This is a genomic window from Catenuloplanes indicus, from assembly GCF_030813715.1.
Classification (GTDB): Bacteria; Actinomycetota; Actinomycetes; order Mycobacteriales; family Micromonosporaceae; genus Catenuloplanes; species Catenuloplanes indicus.
Genome location: NZ_JAUSUZ010000001.1, coordinates 4017842 through 4036642, shown reverse-complemented (window position 1 = coordinate 4036642; position 18801 = coordinate 4017842). Strand labels below are relative to the sequence as shown.

At 73.3% G+C, this 18801-nt stretch carries 11 protein-coding genes; 7 read left to right on the top strand and 4 right to left on the bottom strand.

The features are described 5' to 3' along the window. The first annotated feature begins 17 nt into the window (after positions 1–17). Positions 18–2540, top strand: a complete 2523-nt coding sequence (locus J2S42_RS18105) for a putative bifunctional diguanylate cyclase/phosphodiesterase (RefSeq protein WP_307240695.1) — start codon at positions 18–20, stop codon at positions 2538–2540. Positions 2541–3187: 647 nt separating this feature from the next. Here the strand turns inward: J2S42_RS18105 and J2S42_RS18100 are convergent. Then, the gene (locus J2S42_RS18100; RefSeq protein ID WP_307240693.1) at positions 3188–4408 is read right to left on the bottom strand and encodes a sensor domain-containing phosphodiesterase; all 1221 of its coding nucleotides are present in this window, start codon (positions 4406–4408) and stop codon (positions 3188–3190) included. 123 nt (positions 4409–4531) lie between these two features. Between J2S42_RS18100 and J2S42_RS18095 the strand changes: the two genes are divergently transcribed. Genes J2S42_RS18095 through purE form a run of 3 tightly spaced genes read left to right on the top strand, consistent with a single transcriptional unit; the run spans position 4532 to position 8213 of the window. Continuing rightward, positions 4532–6565 carry a thioredoxin domain-containing protein gene (locus J2S42_RS18095; protein ID WP_307240691.1) on the top strand — a complete coding sequence of 678 codons (2034 nt, stop codon included), beginning with the start codon at positions 4532–4534 and terminating at the stop codon, positions 6563–6565. Positions 6566–6573: 8 nt separating this feature from the next. Further along, on the top strand, positions 6574–7722 hold the full coding sequence (locus J2S42_RS18090) for a 5-(carboxyamino)imidazole ribonucleotide synthase (RefSeq protein ID WP_307240689.1): 1149 nt from the start codon (positions 6574–6576) through the stop codon (positions 7720–7722). Then, the gene (purE, locus tag J2S42_RS18085; RefSeq protein ID WP_307240687.1) at positions 7719–8213 is read left to right on the top strand and encodes a 5-(carboxyamino)imidazole ribonucleotide mutase; all 495 of its coding nucleotides are present in this window, start codon (positions 7719–7721) and stop codon (positions 8211–8213) included. Before J2S42_RS18090 ends, purE begins: the two co-directional genes overlap by 4 nt. Here purE and J2S42_RS18080 read toward each other — a convergent pair. Then, a complete protein-coding gene (locus J2S42_RS18080) occupies positions 8210–8506 on the bottom strand; it encodes an STAS domain-containing protein (RefSeq protein WP_307240685.1) in 297 nt (98 codons plus the stop codon). The genes purE and J2S42_RS18080 overlap by 4 nt on opposite strands. 187 nt (positions 8507–8693) lie before the next feature. On the opposite strand from J2S42_RS18080, the gene J2S42_RS18075 reads away from it, so the two are divergent. From J2S42_RS18075 to J2S42_RS18065, 3 genes are read left to right on the top strand one after another with little or no spacing between them, the layout of a single operon-like run. After that, positions 8694–9647 carry a helix-turn-helix transcriptional regulator gene (locus J2S42_RS18075; protein WP_307240683.1) on the top strand — a complete coding sequence of 318 codons (954 nt, stop codon included), beginning with the start codon at positions 8694–8696 and terminating at the stop codon, positions 9645–9647. Between the two features lie 48 nt (positions 9648–9695). Then, positions 9696–11516, top strand: a complete 1821-nt coding sequence (locus J2S42_RS18070) for a CheR family methyltransferase (RefSeq protein ID WP_307240681.1) — start codon at positions 9696–9698, stop codon at positions 11514–11516. Positions 11517–11576: 60 nt separating this feature from the next. After that, positions 11577–12293: an ATP-binding protein gene (locus J2S42_RS18065; RefSeq protein ID WP_307240679.1), complete on the top strand. Its 717-nt coding sequence runs from the start codon at positions 11577–11579 to the stop codon at positions 12291–12293. Between the two features lie 197 nt (positions 12294–12490). Here the strand turns inward: J2S42_RS18065 and J2S42_RS18060 are convergent, their stop codons facing one another. Then, the gene (locus J2S42_RS18060) at positions 12491–13609 is read right to left on the bottom strand and encodes a sigma-70 family RNA polymerase sigma factor (RefSeq protein ID WP_307240677.1); all 1119 of its coding nucleotides are present in this window, start codon (positions 13607–13609) and stop codon (positions 12491–12493) included. A 242-nt stretch (positions 13610–13851) separates the two neighbouring features. Next, entirely contained in the window at positions 13852–18765 is a 4914-nt protein-coding gene (locus J2S42_RS18055; RefSeq protein WP_307240675.1) for an SCO7613 C-terminal domain-containing membrane protein, read from the bottom strand. Positions 18766–18801 lie beyond the last annotated feature (36 nt).

The window sequence follows — 18801 nt, the reverse complement described above, 5'->3', positions numbered from 1 at the left end:
GTGGTGCGGTCCGCGCGGTGCACGCCTCCGTCCTCGCGGTCGCGCTCGCGGCGGCGTTGCTGGGCCTGTTGCTGCCGGCCTCCGGCGCGCTCGCCGGCGAGCTGCCCGCACCGATCCGCTGGGCCGTCGTGGCCGGTCTCGTCGCGTGCGGGCAACTCGCTCGCGTCCGGGTCCAGGTCGCCACCGGCGCGGTCAGTGTCACCTGGGGCGAGGCCGCGCTCATCGTCGGCCTGCACCTGCTGCCCGCGCAGTGGCTGCCCGCGGCCACCGCGGCCGGTGCCGTGCTGGCCTGGACCGTGCTCTCCGCCGGCCGCCCGCACCGCGCGACCGCGGACACCGTGCACGCCGGAGCGTCCCTGGTGGCCGGCACGGCGGTGGCCGCCGCGCTGGCGCTCGCGATCGGCCCGGCGCCCGGCACCGCGCTCACCTTCGCCGGAGCGCTGCAGCTGACCGCGGCCGCGACCGCGTACCTGGTGGTCTCCGTGGGTCTGGCCGTGCTCACGCTCGCGGTCCGCCAGGGCCTGCCGGTGACGGTGCCGGCCTGGCCCGCGCTCCGCGCCAAGCTGCCGCTCTTCGCCGGCAACGTGCTGGTCGGGATCGGTGCCGTCGCGGTGATCGAGGTGGACCCGCGCTGGCTGTTCTTCCTGGTGCCCGCGTTGTGGTTCATCCACCGGTCGTACGGGGCGCGGCTGCGCCACGAGGCGGACCGGCGCACCTGGATCACATTCGCCTCGGCGACCGGCGCGCTCGCCGGCCCGGACCAGCGCGCGGTCGCGACCGCGGGCGCGGAGGGTGCGCTGGACCTGTTCGGGGCGGAGCGGGTCGAGGTCGACGTGGTGACGCCGACCGGCGTCAACCGGTACACCGCCGACCACGACGGCCTGGTGGTCGCCGCTCCTCCGGCCAACGAACCCTCCGATCCCGACACGCTCGTCGCCCGCTCGCTGGTCGCGGCCGAGCACCTGCTCGGCGAGATCCGCGTGCACTTCCCGGCGTCGACCCAAGCGGCGTCCGCGAACGAGGCGGTGCTCGCCGCGTACGGTGACGCGCTCGCTCTCGCTCTGGGGAACGCGGCGATCAGCGCCCAGGTTCACGAACTCACCGAACAGGCCGTCTACCAGGCCGCGCACGACCCGCTGACGGAGCTGACCAACCGGGTCGCGCTGCTGGTCGAGGGCGACGCCGCACTGGGCGAACTGGACCGGGACGCGCCGGCCGCGCTGCTGCTGTTCGACGTGGACCGGCTCAAGCGCGTCAACGAGGCGATGGGTCATGCGGCCGGTGACGCGCTGCTCCGCGCGCTGTCCGACCGGCTGACCTCGCTGGCCCGGCCCGGCGAGCTGCTGGCCCGGCTGGACGGCGACGAGTTCGCACTGCTGCTGACCGCGGCGGACGGGCCCCGGGCGTACGGTGCGGTCCCGCCGCCGCGACCGATGATCGCGGTCGCGCCGGAGACGCCGCACGAGGCACCGCCGCCGCCGGCCGAGCCGCCACTGCTGCGCCGCGCCCGGCAGATCGCGGAGCGGTTGTCCGAGCCGATCGAGGTGTGCGACGTGCCGATGTCCGTCGAGGTCACGGTCGGCGTCGCGGTCAGCCCGGCCGGTGCGGCGGACATGGCCGAACGGGTCCGGCAGGCCGAGCACGCGATGTACCGGGCCAAGGCGGCGAACGCGCGGATCGCGGCGTACGACAGCGCCGCCGACTCGGCCACGGTCGACCATCTGTCGCTGCTGGCCGAGATGCGCGCCGCGCTCGCCGCGGACGACCAGCTGGTCCTCGACATGCAGCCCGCGGTCGACCTGGCGACCGGCGTGCCGACCGGCGTCGAGGCGCTGATCCGCTGGGAGCACCCGCGCCGCGGCCTGCTCACGCCCGGCGACTTCGTCCGCGCGGTGGAGGAGAGCGAGCTGCTGGCCCGGTTCACCGGCTACGTGCTGGACCAGGCGCTCGCCACCGCGGGCGAGTGGCGTGCGCAAGGGCTGGACGTGCCGATCTCGGTGAACCTGTCCGCGCGCAACCTGCTCGATCCGCGCCTGCCGGGCGAGGTCGGCGCGCTGCTGCGCCGCCATCACGTACCGCCGCACCTGCTGGTCCTGGAGATCACCGAGACCGTGGCGATGAGCCGCACCGGCGCGGTCGACGAGGTCATCGACGGCCTGCGCGAGCTGGGCGTGCAGCTCTCGCTGGACGACTTCGGCACCGGCTTCTCGTCGCTCAGCTTCATCACCCGCATCCCGGTCGACGAGCTCAAGGTGGACCGTTCGTTCGTCCGCGACATGGCCGGCTCCACCCGCGCCACCGCCGTCATCCGCGCCACCGTCGAACTCGGCCGCCGGATCAACGCGCGCGTCGTGGCCGAGGGCGTCGAGACCGCTGACCAGCGCGCCGCGCTGGTCAGCCTGGGCTGCGACTCCGGCCAGGGCTACCACTTCTGCCGCCCGGTCCGCCGCGACAAGATCGTCCCGCTGCTCCGCACGCTGCGCGACTCCGCCACGCGCGCCACCGTGGTCCCGCTCCGCGCCGCCGACGACGCCTCCTGACCGCCGATTTCACACCCCGGACCAATCTTCCCGTGTCCGGCGTGGTGCGATCCGCCCGCTCAACGCGGGCCGACCGCGCGGAGGCCTCCGACTCCGCCGGCTCCGCTCTGCTCCGGCCGCCGCGGCGGACCCGGTTTCGCATTCGGGCGCCGCGTTTTCCGCGGGACTCCGAATGCGACGCCGCGGCCGGGTTCTGGTGCCATTCCGCGGCGATCTGAACTGGGTGGATCTGGCGCACGCGGTGGCCATGGTAAATGCGTTGCCCGGGCTGGGCGCAATCGCGCACAGTTGTGGCAGGCCTCGCGAGTTGGCGGGATTTATCCGGCTATCGCGGCACGCGGGCGTCTTCGGTGGCTTGCCGCGATGAGTCACCATCTGAAGAGGTCGGGATCGGTCCGGTCCATAGTCGTCACGGGATGGTGCGCACCCGGGAAAGCGTGCCGTCTCTCGATCGTCGGCGCCGGAAAAATGTCATACCGGCGCCGTAGACTAGAACAAACGTTCGAGAAAGAAGGGGCCGTCATGGTGCACAAGGTTCTCGCCACGCACAACGGCAGCGAGTGGTCGTGATCTGATCACGACCTACGGGGCCGCAATCCCTGAGTGAACCGGCGGCGGGGCATGGAGGCCGTGCCCCGCCGCCCCGCCTAGAGCGCGTCCAGGTCGAAGACGACCGAGTCGGTGAGCTGGGCCGGTGGGCACGGGCGGGAGAAGATCCAGCCCTGGCCGTAATCCGCGCCGAGCGCGCGCAGGATGCGCAGTTCGGCCGGCGTCTCCACGCCCTCGGCAATGACCTTGGAGCCGCTGCCCTGGGCGAAGGAGATCAGCGCGCGGCTCAGCGCCTGCCGGATCTCGTCGCCCTCGATGCCGCGGACCAGTCCGATGTCCAGCTTGATGATGTCGGGGCGCAACTGCACTACGCGGTTCAGCCCGGCGTAGCCGGCGCCGACGTCGTCGATCGCCACCCGCAGGCCCTGTTGCCGCAGCGGCGCCAGCGCGTCCCGCACGTCGGTCAGGTCGTCGACCTTCTCCTGCTCGGTCAGTTCGACGATGAGCCGGTCCAGCGGTGCGCCGTCGAAGAGCTCCAGCGTGCCCGGCGCCACGATCGTGGTGGGGGAGAGGTTCAGCGACATGAAGCCCGGTGTGTCCCGGCTCGCGGCCAGCGCGTTGCGGATCGCGGATCGCTCCAGCGCGATGCCCTCGCCGACCCGGCTGGCCTCCTCGAACCAGGTCAGCGGCGACCCGGTGGGGAACCGGCTGAGCGCCTCCGAACCCGCGATCTTGCCGCTGGTCAGGTCGACGATCGGCTGGACCACCACGACCGGCCCGCCGCCGCGTTCCAGGTCGGCCAGGCACCCGCGGATCCGCGCGTACTCCCGGCGGGCCGCGTCCGCCGCGCTCAGCGTGACCGTGACGATCTCCGCCACGTCGTTGAGGTAATCCAGGTCGCGGGCGTTCAGCGTGCGGTCCGGCGTGGCGGAGAAGCAGCACAGCGTGCCGTAGATCTCGCCGCTGCTCAGCCGCAGTGGCGTGCCCAGGTAGTTGCCGATGCCGAGCGCGTCGGTCACCGCGAGCGCGCCCGTCACCGGGTTCGCGGCGGTGTCCGGCACGATCGGGTCCAGCCGGCCGTCCACGATCCGCTGGCAGTAGGTCTCCTCCAGCGGGTCGCCCAGCCCGGGGCTCAGGCCCGAGATCGGTGACACGGCGTCCACCCAGCGGAAGACGCGCTGATCGCCGACGAACTCGGAGATGAACGCGACGTCCATGCCGAGGCGCCGGCGGACCACCTGGAGCACCTGCTGCAGCGCGTCCGTGACGGCGGCCGCGGGAGTCGGCCCGTCCGTCGCGAGCAGGGGCGAGAGGTGCATGTCCCCAGTTATCGGCAGCGGCCGGGCCGGTCCGAGAGATCCGCGCCCGGGTGAAGCGCGTCACACGGCGTACCCGCTGATGATGTGGGGTTTGATGCTCCGGCGGTGTGGAAGGGTGAGGGTATGAATCGGCTCGAGGACGCCACTTCCCCCTATCTGCTGCAGCACAAGGACAATCCGGTCGACTGGTGGCCGTGGGGCGAGGAGGCGTTCGCCGAGGCGCGGCGCCGGGACGTGCCGGTGCTGATCTCCGTCGGCTACGCGGCCTGCCACTGGTGCCACGTGATGGCGCACGAATCGTTCGAGGACGAGGCGATCGCGCACCTGGTCAACGAGGGGTTCGTGGCGATCAAGGTCGACCGGGAGGAGCGGCCGGACGTCGACGCGGTCTACATGACCGCCACGCAGGCGATGACCGGGCAGGGCGGATGGCCGATGACGGTTTTTGCCACGCCGTCCGGGGAGCCGTTCTTCTGCGGTACGTACTACCCGAAGGCCACGTTCGCCGGACTGCTGCAATCGGTGGACCGGGCCTGGCGGACGCAGCGCGACGACGTGGTCAAGCAGGGGGCGGCCGTGGTCACCGCGATCGGCGGCGCACAGCTGGCCGGTGGGCCGACCGCGCCGATCTCCGCGGACCTGCTCGACGCGGCCGCGGCGCAGCTGGCGACCGAGCACGACGAGCGCGCCGGTGGGTTCGGTGGCGCGCCGAAGTTCCCGCCGCACATGAACCTGCTGTTCCTGCTGCGCCATTGGCAGCGCACCGGCGACGCGCGCTCGCTGGAGATCGTCCGGCATACCGCGGAGGCGATGGCCCGCGGCGGGATCTACGACCAGCTGGCCGGCGGGTTCGCGCGGTACTCGGTGGACGCGCACTGGACCGTGCCGCACTTCGAGAAGATGCTGTACGACAACGCGCTGCTGCTCCGGGTCTACGCGGATCTGTGGCGGCTGACCGGCGACCCGCTGGCCCGCCGGATCGCGGACGAGATCGTCTCGTTCCTGGCCCGCGACCTGCTGACCGACGACGGCGGGTACGCGTCCGCGCTGGACGCGGACACCGACGGCGTGGAGGGGCTGACCTACGCCTGGACGCCGGACCAGCTGCGCGAGGTGCTCGGCGACGAGGACGGCGCCTGGGCCGCGGACCTGTTCCAGGTGACGCCGGGCGGTACGTTCGAGCACGGCACCAGCACGCTGGTGCTGGGCCGGGACATCGACGACGCGGCCCCGGAGATCACCGAGCGCTGGCGGGACGTGCGCAAACGTCTGCTCGCGGCGCGCGCCGGCCGTCCGCAGCCGGCCCGCGACGACAAGATCGTGGCGGCCTGGAACGGGCTCGCGGTGACCGCGCTGGCGCGCTACGCGATGGCGCTGGACGGCACCGAGCAGCCCGCCGAGGGGCACCCGGAGACCCAGGGCGAGCGCGCGGTGGCGTACGGCGGCGCGCTGATGACCGCGCAGGTGCTCGCCGACCGGCACCTGGCCGGCGACCGGCTGCGGCGCGTCTCGCGGGACGGCGTGGCCGGTACCCCGGCCGGTGTGCTGGAGGACTACGGCTGCGTGGCCGAGGCGTTCTGCGCGATGCACGAGCTGACCGGCAAGGGCGAGTGGCTGGAGCGGGCCGGGCGGCTGCTGGACACCGCGCTGGCCCGGTTCGGCAACGGCGCCGGCGGCTTCTTCGACACCGCGGACGACGCGGAGAAGCTGGTCACCCGGCCGGCGGACCCGACCGACAACGCCACCCCGTCCGGGCTGTCCGCGATGGCGAACGCGCTGATCGCGTACTCCGCGCTGACCGGCGAGCCGCGCTACCGGGACGCAGCCGAGGCCGCGCTGCGCACGATCGCGCCGATCGCGGACAAGCACCCGCGGTTCACCGGCTACTCGCTGGCCGCGGCGGAGGCGTTGCTCTCCGGGCCGTACGAGATCGCGGTCGTCACCGAGTCGCCGGAGACCGACCCGCTGGTCGCGGCCGCGGTCAGGCTGGCGCCGCCCGGTGCGGTGGTGGTCGCGGGTCGTCCGGACCAGCCGGGCGTGCCGCTGCTCGCGGACCGGCCGATGATCGACGGAAAGCCGGCCGCCTATGTCTGTCGCGGCTTCGTCTGCGACCGCCCGGTCACCTCGGCGGAGGAGCTGGCGGCCAGGCTACGCTGATCGGCGAGATGGATACCCGAACCGGTCTGCCCGTTGTCGGCATGGTGGGCGGTGGCCAGCTGGCCCGGATGACCCACCAGGCCGCGATCGCCCTCGGCCAGTCACTGCGCGTGCTGGCACAGTCCCCTGACGACGGCGCCGCGCTGGTCGCCGCGGACGTCCAGATCGGTGAACACACCGACCTGGAGGCGCTGCGCGAGTTCGCGAAGTTGTGCGACGTGGTCACGTTCGACCATGAGCACGTGCCGTCCGCGCACATCCGCGCGCTGGCCGCGGAGGGGTTCACCGTGCATCCGGGTGCCGACGCGCTGCAGTTCGCGCAGGACAAGCTGCTGATGCGTACCCGGCTGACGGAGCTGGGCTTTCCGGCGCCGCGCTGGCGTACCGTCGAGGGTCTCGATGATCTTGTTGGGTTCGGCGACGAGGTCGGCTGGCCGGTCATCGCCAAGGCCACCCGCGGCGGGTACGACGGCCGCGGCGTCTTCCCGCTGTCCGACGCGGACGAGGCCGCGGCGCTGGTCGCGACCGGCACGCCGCTGATCGTCGAGGAGCGGGTGCGGCTGGTCCGCGAGCTGGCCGCGCTGGTTGCGCGCTCGCCGTTCGGGCAGGTCGCGGCGTACCCGGTGGTCGAGACCGTGCAGCGGGACGGCATCTGCGTGGAGGTGCTGGCCCCGGCGCCGGACCTCGCCGAGGACCTGGCCGTGGCCGCGCAGGAGCTGGCGATCGGCGTCGCGAAGCAGCTGGGCGTGGTTGGCCTGCTCGCGGTCGAGCTGTTCCAGACCGAGGCCGGGCTGCTGGTCAACGAGCTGGCGATGCGCCCGCACAACTCCGGTCACTGGACGATCGAGGGCGCGCGCACGTCGCAGTTCGAGCAGCACCTGCGCGCGGTGCTGGACTACCCGCTGGGCGAGACCGCGCTCGCCGCACCGGCCGTGGTGATGGCGAACCTGCTCGGTGGCGAGCCCGGTGGCATGAGCATCGACGAGCGGCTGCACCACCTGTTCGCCGAGGACCCGGGGATCAAGGTCCACCTGTACGGCAAGCAGGTCCGCCCGGGCCGCAAGATCGGGCACGTGACCGCGCTGGGCACGGACATGACATCGGTACGGGCGCGGGCCGTCCGCGCCGCCAAGTGGCTTCACGAGGGACAGTGGTGACCGTGCAGGTCGGTGTGATCATGGGTTCGGACTCGGACTGGCCGACCATGAAGGCGGCGGCCGAGGCGCTGGACGAGTTCGGTGTCGCGCACGAGGTCCGGGTGATCTCCGCGCACCGCACGCCGCAGGGCATGCTCGACTACGCCACCGGCGCGGCCGGTCGCGGCCTCAAGGTGATCATCGCGGGTGCGGGCGGCGCCGCCCACCTGCCCGGCATGGTCGCGTCCGCGACGCCGCTGCCGGTGATCGGGGTGCCGGTGCCGCTGAAGTACCTGGACGGCATGGACTCGCTGATGTCGATCGTGCAGATGCCGGCCGGCATCCCGGTCGCCACCGTGTCGATCGCCGGCGCGCGCAACGCCGGCCTGCTCGCGGTGCGCATCCTGGCCGCCACCGACCCGGCGCTGCAGGCGAAGGTGACGGAGTTCCAGGCCGCGCTGACCGAGATGGTGGCGGAGAAGGACGCGAAGCTGCGCGCGTCGCTGGGCTAGCCGAGCAGGGCGGTGGCGCCGGTCACCTCCAGTGCGAACTCCACCACCCCGTTCGCGCGGAGGATGCGCAGGTCGCCACCGTGCGCAAGCGCCAGCGTGCGGCAGGCCAGCAGCGCCCGGATCGTGCCGGCGTCGATCAGCGTGACGCCGGCGAAGTCGATCGTGATGTTCGGGTGCCCGTCGGCGATCGCGTGCTGCACGGCGACGACGATGCGGTGCCGGTTGTCGCGGTCGAACTCGCCGATCGCGACCATCCGGGCGGGTTCGTGCACGAGGATGCGTGTTCCGGTCACCCTGTGATGCTGTCCGGCCACGGCCTGCGGTGCTAGCGCGCGAAACGACCGCCGGGGCGCCGGCTGGGCCGAAAACGAAGTTCTCCGCTCACCCGAACGGATGTCGGCGCTCCCGTTGGAGTGTTCGGCGGCTGTCCTGCTCGTTTATCGGATAACCGAGCAGTGCGGTGGGAGAAGCCGGAGAGCCATGGCGACCGTGTTCGAGACCACCGACATCGACGCCGTGCACGAGTTCCTCTGCCGGGCGTACGGCCGGCTGCGCCTGCGGGCCACCGCCGGCGAGCACCACGTACGGTTCGGCCACTACCCGGTCGGTGCCGCGCAGCTGCACCGCAACTCATTCCGGATGAGCCTCGACGTGGACAGCGTGCCGCAGCAGGCGCTCATCGTCGGCCGGATCGCCGGGGGGCGCATCGCGCTCCGGGCCGGCGGCGCGGCCCGGGTGTACGGCACGCCGGGCGAGGCGTTCGTCGCGGTCCAGCCCGGCGAGCCACACCGCGCCGCGCTGGACAACGCGCATCTGGAGCTGGCCGTGCTCGATCCCGGGTTGGTCGCGGAGGTCGCGGACGGCCCACCCGGCCGCGCGGCACGCCCGATCCGGTTCGCCGCGCACGTCCCGGTCCCGGCCCGGTCGGCCTGGTTGTGGGACACCACGTACGACTACGTGTTCGACTGCCTCAACGCCACCCCGGAGGCGGTCGCCGAGCCGCTGGTGGCCGGCAGCATGGCCCGGCTGCTCGCGTCGACCGCGCTCTCCGTGTTCCCGCACGACGGGCTGACCGAGCCGACCATCGAGGACCGGCGCGACGCGCACCCGGCCTCGCTGCGCCGCGCGGTCGCGTTCATCGACGACAATGCGCACCGGGACATCAGCCCGGCCGACATCGCCTCCGTCGCGCACGTCTCGATCCGCGCCATGCAGATGGCGTTCCGCCGCCACCTGGACATCACGCCGCGTGGCTACCTGCGCCGGGTCCGGCTCGCGCACGCGCACCGGGACCTGCTCGCCGCCGACCCGCGCGGCACGACGGTGATGGCGATCGCGGCCCGCTGCGGCTTCACCGACCACAGCCGGTTCACCGCGCACTACCGGGCGGTGTACGGCGTGACCCCGTCCTGGACGCTACGGCGCGCGAGCTGACCCGCGCCAGGTGCGGTAACTTTGCGCATCGGGTAGTGGAGGCGAGCCATGGACCAGGCCGACCGGCAGTTCGAGGAGCTGCTGATCCATCTGAAGGAAGCTCGCGGATTCGACTTCACCGGATACAAACGGTCGAGTCTGATGCGCCGGGTCAGGCGGCGGATGGCGGCGCTGCAGATCGCCGACTACGGGGACTACGTCGACCATCTCCAGGTGCATCCGGACGAGTTCACCGCGCTGTTCAACACCATCCTGATCAACGTGACCTCGTTCTTCCGTGACCCGGGCGCGTGGGACAGCCTGCGCCGGTCGGTGCTGGAGCCGCTGGCGTCCGCGAAGGCGCCGGACGCGCCGGTCCGGCTGTGGAGCGCCGGGTGTGCGTCCGGCGAGGAGGCGTACACGCTGGCGATGCTGCTCGGCGAGGTGCTCGGCGTCGACGCGCTGCGTCAGCGGGTGAAGATCTACGCCACCGACGTGGACGAGGAGCAGCTCAACGACGCCCGGCACGCGACCTACGATGCGACCACGATCGCGGCGGTGCCGCCGGAGCTGGCCACGAAGTACTTCGAGGCGGCCGGGCAGCGGTACCAGTTCCGGCCGGACCTGCGGCGTTCGGTGATCTTCGGGCGTAACGACCTGGTCCAGGACGCGCCGATCTCCCGGATCGACGTGCTGACCTGCCGCAACACGCTGATGTACTTCACACCGGAGACGCAGGCGCGGATTCTGGCCCGGTTCCACTTCGCGCTGGCCGACGGCGGCACGCTGTTCCTCGGCCGGGCCGAGACACTGCGCCACCACAGCGCGAGGTTCCTGCCCACCGACGGCAAGCACCGGATCTTCCGCCGGCTGCCCCGCGCGGTGGCCGGCGGGTACGCGCCGCCGGAGAGCACGCAGCACCAGCTCGCGCGCGGCACGGACGGGCCGGTCCGGGTCGACCGGATGCGCAACGCGGCGATGCTGGCCAGCCCGATCGCGCAGATCGTGGTCACCTCGGACGGGCTGGTCGCGCTCAGCAACCAGCAGGCGGAGCGGCTGTTCGGCGTGTCCGCGCGGGACGTGGGCCGGCCGTTCCAGGACCTGGACGTGTCGTACCGGCCGGTGGAGCTGCGCACCTACATCGAGAAGGCGCTGTCCGAGCGCCGGACCGTCCACCTGGAGGACGTGCGGCACCACTCGACGTACCTGGAGGTGCAGATCACGCCGCTGCAGGAGGGGGACGCGGAGCCGCTCGGCGTGGCGCTGGTCTTCCAGGACGTGACCGCGGCCCGGCGGCTGCGCGACGACCTGGAGACCGCGAACCGGGAGCTGGAGACCGCGTACGAGGAGCTGCAGTCGACGAACGAGGAACTGGAGACGACGAACGAGGAGTTGCAGTCGACGGTCGAGGAGCTGGAGACCACGAACGAGGAGCTGCAGTCCACGAACGAGGAGCTGGAGACCACGAACGAGGAGCTCCAGTCCACCAACGACGAGCTGCAGAACAGCAACGAGCGGCTGCGGCGCAGCACCGCGGAACTGGACGGCGCCAACGCGTTCCTGGACGCGATCCTCACGCATCTGCGGGCCGGCATCGTGGTGGTCGACCAGAGCCTGCAGATCCGCGCCTGGAACCGGCAGGCGGAAAACCTGTGGGGCCTGCGCGCGAACGAGGCGGTCGGCGAACACCTTCTCAACCTTGACATCGGGCTGCCGGTCGACCGGCTGCGGCCGCTGATCCGGCAGGCGCTCGGCGGCGAGCCGGAGCCGGGCGAGATGCGGCTGGACGCGGTGAACCGGCGTGGACGGGCCATCACGGTGCGAGTAGCGTGCAGTCCCATGCTCGACGAAGGGGTGCCGGTCGGTGCCATCCTCGTCATGGAGGAATAGGGACGTTGGATGCCTCCCGACCGGGGTATTCAGCGGTCAGCCCACACGGAAGGTACGGCCGTGCTGACTTGGACCGTCGATTCGGGTGACAGCCGCACCGTGGTGACGGTGTGCGGCGACCTGATGACGAGCGACGCCGGCCGGCTGCGGACCGCGCTGCTGAAATGCCTCGCGGAACAGCCGGAGGCGCTGCTGGTCGACCTGTCCGGGATGCACGCTCCGGAGCCGCACGCGCTGAGTGTCTTCACCGCGGTGGTCCGGCAGTCGGCGACCTGGCCGGGCACGCCGGTGTTGCTTTGCGCACCGACGCCGGCCACGGCCGAGCTGCTGGCCGGCGGCGGGTTCGGCAAGCTCACCGTGGTGGCCGACCTGAACGAGGCCCGGACCCTGCTCGACGCCGGCGATTCGGGGATGCTGATGGTCACGGACGATCTGCTGCCGATCCGGGGAGCGTCCCGGCACGCGCGCGACGTGATCACCGATGCGTGCACCCGATGGACGCTGCCCCAGTTGGTCGCGCCGGCCTCGGTCGTCGCGGGCGAGATGGTGGCGAACGCGATCGATCATGCCGGGACGATGATGACGCTGCGCGTCACGCTCCGGCCGCGCTTCCTCTACGTGGCGGTGCGGGACGGCTCGCCGGAGCCACCGGAGCCGTTGCGGCCGCCGTTCCGCCCCGGGTCCGGCCTCGCGCTGATCAACGCGTCCGCGACCCACTGGGGCTGGATGCCGGCCGCGGGCGGCAAGGTCGTCTGGGCCGCGCTCGCGCTCCGATGACCGCCGCGCCGCTCACCGCCGGCCGGCCGAGCGCGCCGCGACAACCGCCGTGCCGGTCACTGGCCGGCGGCGCGGCCCGGCACGCCGCGATGAGCCCGGTCACGGCTTGGAGGGTTCGCGCGCCGCGCTGAACGCGGTCACTGCCCGGCGCGCTGCGCTGAACGCGGTCACTGCCCGGCGCGCTGCGCTGAACGCGGTCACTGCCCGGTGGGCCGGAGGAGGAAGCCGAGCCCGATCGCGCCCATCAGGCCGGCCAGGTGCGGTGCGGCGCCGACGACGCGCAGCCGTACGCCGCGGCCGTGTGCGGCGGTGTGCACCGCGACCAGCGCGCTCAGGCCGGCCGCGTCCATCGACGGCACGCCGGTCAGGTCCACCACCATCGTGGTCGGCCGGCCCGCGCACAGCGCGGCGAGCAGGCGGGCGCGCAGCTCGGCCGCGTTGTCCCGGTCGATCTCGCCGTAGACGCGGGCGTGCCGCAGCCGGCCAGGCCCGCTGTACAGCACCACCCGGACCTCCGGCTCGTCGGTCGCGCCCGGCCACGGCGGCACCGTGTCGGTGAGGAGCGCGGTCCGCAGCCAGGCGAGCGCGCGGGCGAGGAGCCGGGAGATCTGCATCTGCGAGACGCCGAACTGCTCGGCGATCTCGGTCTGGGTCAGGTTGCCCCAGTAGCGCAGCGCCAGCAGCCGGCGGTCCCGCTGCGGCATGCGCAGCAGCAGCCGGGTCATCGCGGCGCGGTCGTCGACCGCGGCGAGCGACGGGTCGGCCGCGCCGAACAGGTCGCCGAACTCGGCCTCCTCGACCACGTCGAGCTGCCGGTTGAGCGAGACCGGCAGGTACGCGGCGAGCGACGCGCGGGCGGCCCGCACGTCCGCCTCGCCGACGCCGAGGAAGCCGGCCAACTCGTCGTCGGTGGGCACGCGCGCGAACCGGGCGGCGAGCGTGCCGGTCGCGCGGTTCAGGTCCAGGCCGAGGTCCTGCATGCGGCGCGGCACGTGCACGCCCCAGGTGTGGTCGCGGAAGTGCCGGCGCAGCTCGCCCCGGATCGTCACCACGGCGAACGCGGTGAACGAGCCGCGGCTCGCGTCGTACCGGTTAATGGTCTTGATGAGGCCGATCCGGGCGACCTGGTCGAGGTCCTCGGCCGGTTCGCCGCGGCCGTAGTAGCGGCTGGCCAGGCGGCCGGCGAAGGCCAGGGAGGAGCGGATGAAGTCGTCGCGCAGGCGTGCGCGCTCGGCCTCGCCCGCGGCCGCCCGGGCACGCACGTACTGTTCCGCGCGCGCGTCGAGGTCCTGATCCGCGCTGAGCTGGTCGAGCATCGCGCCTCTCTCCTTCGCGCCGGCACCCGTGGGTGGGTCATCCGACCCTAATCCTCCCGCCGTCTCACCGGCGCCATTTCGACCACCGATCGGGTACACCATCGGGGCATTTTCGTGACCGCCGCGGAGCCGGCAGGGAGGAGCGCCAGCGACGACCGGTGCCCGCGGGAGCACTGGGGACGCAGCCGCGCCGGAAGCGGGAACATGAATTTGATCTTCAATTTTGCCTGCCGCGGCGCGCTCTACCGCATGCGGCCGATGTTCCCGCGGAAGGCGAGCGCCCGGCGCCGGTTCTCGTTCGTGGCGCCGAGCACGAGCAGCAGCACGCCGACCGGCAGCAGCACGAGCCACGCGCTGACCAGCGTGATGACGAAGTGCAGCGTGGCGATCGTGGTGACCACCGCGCCGATGATCAGCGGCGCCTGCTGCTGGTAACGGGAGCCGATGACCAGGCAGACCAGCGCGCCGAGCAGCAGCCCGACCTGTCGTACACCGGTCGTCTCCCGCGAGATGACCAGCACCAGCGTGGGCAGGAACGCGGCGATCAGCGCCGGCCCGTACGCGTACCAGCTGCTCAGATCCTCCCGCCGACGCGATTCCAGCCAGCCGATGAGCAGCGCGAGCGCGGCGAACGGCAGCGTGTAGGCCTCCGGGAGCGCCACGTCCGCGACCACCATGAGCAGCAGCCACGCGCCGACCTCAAGGCCGACCGAGATCCAGAACAGCATGCGCCGTTCGGACTCGGCGCGCGGCCGGCTGGACGCCAGGCCGAGCACCGCGCCCCATGCGGCCAGCAGCGCGGCGACGTGCGGCGCGGAGTCGAACGCGAGCGCGAGTGCCAGCACCGCGGCGGCATAGCCGGCCCATTCCACCGCGTACGCCTCGCGCACCGCCTCGGGCTCGCGCAGCCGCGGCAGCATCGAGCTGGCGATCAGCAGGCCGGCGCCGACCGCGAGCACGCCGAACGCGGCCCAGTAGCGGTCTCGGCCCGCGGTGAGCACCAGCGTCACCACGAACAGCTGCGCCATGATCGCGGCGAACAGCCAGCCGAGAATACGGGAGATCTCGATCCGCCCGCCGAGCGCGGCAACGAGGCCGACGCCGACCGCGGCGCCCAGCGTGAACAGCGTGAGCGGCCGGGTGGCGAGCGCACCGGCGAGCCCGGCGCCACCGGCCAGCATGCCGATCACGAACACCAGGATCCGGGACGCGCGCAGTGGGCGTGCCGCGGCCGTGTAGAGCGTCGGCGTGAGCGCCAGACCGAGCATCGAGATGGTGAAGACCGCGAGCGCGGCCGTGGTCGCGGTCGGCCAGTTGTAGTCCAGCGCGATCGGCGTGATCAGGATCGTGGCCGCCAGTCCGGGCAGGATAACCGGTACGGACAGCAGCGGCCGGTTGCCGCTGAAGCCGAGCGCCGCGAGCGTGGCGACGCCGGTGAGCAGCAGCGCGGCCAGCACGCTGGTGCCGTCCAGCGGCCGGTCCGGCAGCGGGTCGAGCAGCGCGTCCACCGGCCCGCCCCAGATCAGCTGCAGCTGCTGGTACGGCGTGACCAGCGCGGCCACCAGATACGGCGTGATCAGGACCAGCGCGATGATCGCCGGGATCGCGCCCGCGTAGAGCGCGCCCATCGCCGGGCTGACCGTCCACCGCCGGCTGACCGTCATCGCCCGGCTGAAGATGTCCTGGAACCGGCCACTCGCGCTCGGCGACCACCGTTGCGCTGTGGTGACCACGCGCGCGGGCGGGTTGGTGCCGCCGCGCAGCAGTTCCGCGAGCACGCCGAGCAGCGCCGCCGCGGCCGCGTAGAGCGCGGCCGGGTGATCCGTCGGCAGCGAGGCCAGCGCGGTCAGCGTGGCGCCACCGGTGATGCCGATCGAGGTGTACGGCAGGTACTGCGGTACGTCGCGCGCGATCGTGGCCAGCACGGCCAGCCCGAGCGCGGACCCGGCCAGCGCGGAGAGCAGCACCACGTCCGCGTTCCGGCCGAGGTGCGCGGCGATCGAGGCGAACACGCCCGGCGCCGCCAGCAGCGCGCCACCGGCCCCGGCGCCGCCGATCAAAGCCAGGTGCCGGGGCAGCTCGATCCGCCCGGCCTCCAGGTCACCCACGGTGGCCCGGGCGGCCCGGACCCGCCGGGCGAGCGGGCCCTGGTCCCCGGCGAGCAGGGCGACCAGCAGCCCTATCGTGGCGATCATGGCGAGCGCGGCCGCGGTGGTCCACGGGCGGACCACGCTGACGGCCGCCGCGTGCAGCGAGACCACGACCGCGGCGGCGAACCGGGCGTACCCGGCGGACGGCACGGTGGTCAGCACGGACGCGACGCCGTAGACGAGCGCGACGAGACCGCCCACCACGATCGGCGACCACCAGGGCCAGCCGAGCGCGGCCGGCGTGGCGACGGTGGCGAGCGCGACGCAACCGGCGGCCGCGTTGTAGGCCAGCGGCCGGTTCAGCGCGAGCGCGGCCGCACCGGCGAGCATGAGCAGCGCGATCGGCACCTCGGCGCCGCCGGTGGACGGCGACGTGGTCCACGAGGAGAGATCGGCGTCCCACAGCGAGCCGGAGACCGCAAGCGCGCGCAGGCCGGCGCCGATCGCGAGGTAACCGGCGATCGCGGCGACGACCGCGCCGGCCACCGTGACACCGGCGGTCGGGCCGCGCCGCCAGTCGGCCGGCAGCAGCCAGGCACCGGCCGCGATGATCAGCACCATCAGCGCGGCCACCGCGAGCTGCGAGTCCGGGAACGCGATCGCGCCGACCCGGGCGAGCGCGCCGATCACCGCGACGGTGGCGGCGGCCGCGGCCACGTCCGCGCCGTCCAGCACCATGTCCGCCCGGCGGCCGGAGTCTATCTGCGGGGTGAGGAACAGCAGCACGGCCGCGACCAGCAGCAGCGCGCCGACCAGCACGTCCGCCGGCGAGGTGTGCTCGGCGCCGAACGACGCGGCGGCGACCGCGAGCGCGCCCAGCCCGGCGCCGACCGTCACCGGCAGGCTGATCGCCCGCTGTGCGACCTGGTTGATCGCGGCGTAGCCGAGCGTGATCGACACGGCGAGGAAGCTCGCGGCCAGGATCGGCAGCGTGTCACTCGGGGCGTCGGTCGCGGACATCGCGGCCACGGCGGACGCGACCGCGCCGGGGAACGCGAACGCGGCACCGCCTCGGGCCCAGTCGCCGATCACCCAGGCGAAGAGCCGCTCCCGCGGGATCAGCTGCGAACCGACCGCGATCATCACGCCCGCACCGGCCAGCGCGGTCAGCACGGCCGCGGTCAGCCACGGCCGGGACACCGCGGCACCGGCACCGGCGATGCCGACCACGGCGGCCGCGATGACGTGCGCGTAGGCGCCGTTCCGGGTGCGCGCGGCCAGCCCGGCCAGGCCGATGCCGACCGCACCGGCCACCAGCGGCCAGGGCGCCTCCGACCAGGGCAGGTGCAGTGACGCGGGTACGGTCAGCGAGGTCACGGCCACCCCGGCGACCGCGCTCTCGTAGCGGACCTCCGCGGGCAGCGCGAGCGCGGCCGCGATCGTGATGAACAGCGCGCTCAGCGCGAGCTGCCAGTCCGGGTAGTTCGCGAACCGGGCCAGGTCGGCCGCGTACGCGGTCAGGTCCGTGCCCCATGGCGGCAGCGCGGCACGGACCGGCGCGATCGCGGCCGGGATCGCGGCGATCGCCACCACGAGCGTGAGCACGGTCAGCGCGACCGCGGACGCCAGCTGCGGGCCACGCCGCAGGTGCGCGGGGAGCATCCGGACGCCGACGCCGGTCAGCGCGACCGCGGCCGCGATCGCGACGAGTGCGCGGCCGGGCACCGCGACCGCGGCGATCCGGGCGATCGCGCCGATCACCGCGAGTGTCATCGCACCGGCCGCGAGGTCGCGCAGTCCCGGGCGGCGCAGCAGCGTGGCACCCGCCAGGCCGGCACCGGCCGCGAGCAGGAGGACCAGCGCGGACCGGTACGCCGCGGACGGCGTGCCCGCGCGGAGCACCGCGACCGTGGCGAAGAGCAGCGCGACCACGACCGCCACGCCGAACAGCGCCCAGATCAGCTCGGTCAGGTAGCGACCGGACGGCGGCGCCGTGGTCCGTCGGGGCGTCTCCGCGTACAGCACCGCGTCCGGCTCCTCGTCGGCCCCCTCGGGCCGCTCGCCGGGCCGGCGTGGCGGGGGCACGGTCACCGTGCGGCCCCGGGGCCAGCTGGGGGCGAGCGTGCCGTAGCGGAGCAGCACCCTGGTCAGCGCGAGGTCGAGCAGCGCGACCAGCGTGAAGATCAGCGCCCAGCCGGTCGCGCTGTTGCCGGCGGCCTGGGAGAGCAGCAGCGGCAGCACCGGTTGCAGCGCGAGAACCATCGCGTACCGCGGGGTGGCCAGCGACGTCATGCCGGCGTAGAACGCGGCGACGCCGGCGGTCACCGCGAACGTCAGGCCCAGGAAGATCTCATCGGGTACGGCACTGCCGCCGAACGCCTGGACCTCGTGGATCGCATAGCCGCCCAGCGGGACCAGCACGATGCCGATCGCGGAGATCGTCTCGGCGGTGGAGCTGAGGCCGCGGCGCTCCACCACCGGCGCCAGCGCGAGCATGGCCAGCGCCGCGATCAGCAGGACCACGACGCGCGCGACCGAGTCGACGTTGCCGATCGCGACCGCGACGAACACCACGGCCGCGGTGCCGAGCACCAGCCAGGCGAGGCCGAGGATCAGGTTCTGCACGGAGCGCGACGAGGTCTCCGCGTGCTCCGGCCGGGGCGTGTCGTCGTCCAGCGGCGCGACCCGCGGGCGGCTGCCGGGCGGTGGCGGGGGCAGCGGCGGCTCGTCCATCACCGCGGTGGAGCCCGCGCCGGGCCGCGGCGACGCGGCGGGCCGGACCGTGCGGCGGCGGGTGCGGCGGCTCTGCGTGCGGGCCTTCTCCTGCGCTTTCTCTCGCACCGTGTTCGCGGCGCGCAGTGTGTCCCGCTGGAACATCGCGGTGTTCAGATCCGCCGCGAGCTGCGCGCGCTCCTTGGCGAGCTTCATGTCGCGCTGCTTCAGCTCGGCCATGGCCGCGTCTATCCGCGAGATCTCCTCCTGGAACGTGTTCACGTGTCCGCAGTAGGGGCAGCGCACCGCCGGATTGATCTGCCGGCCGCAGGAAGCGCAGGGATAGGTTGCCATGCGTCACCCTCCACGTTCACTTCCGCAATCGCCCTC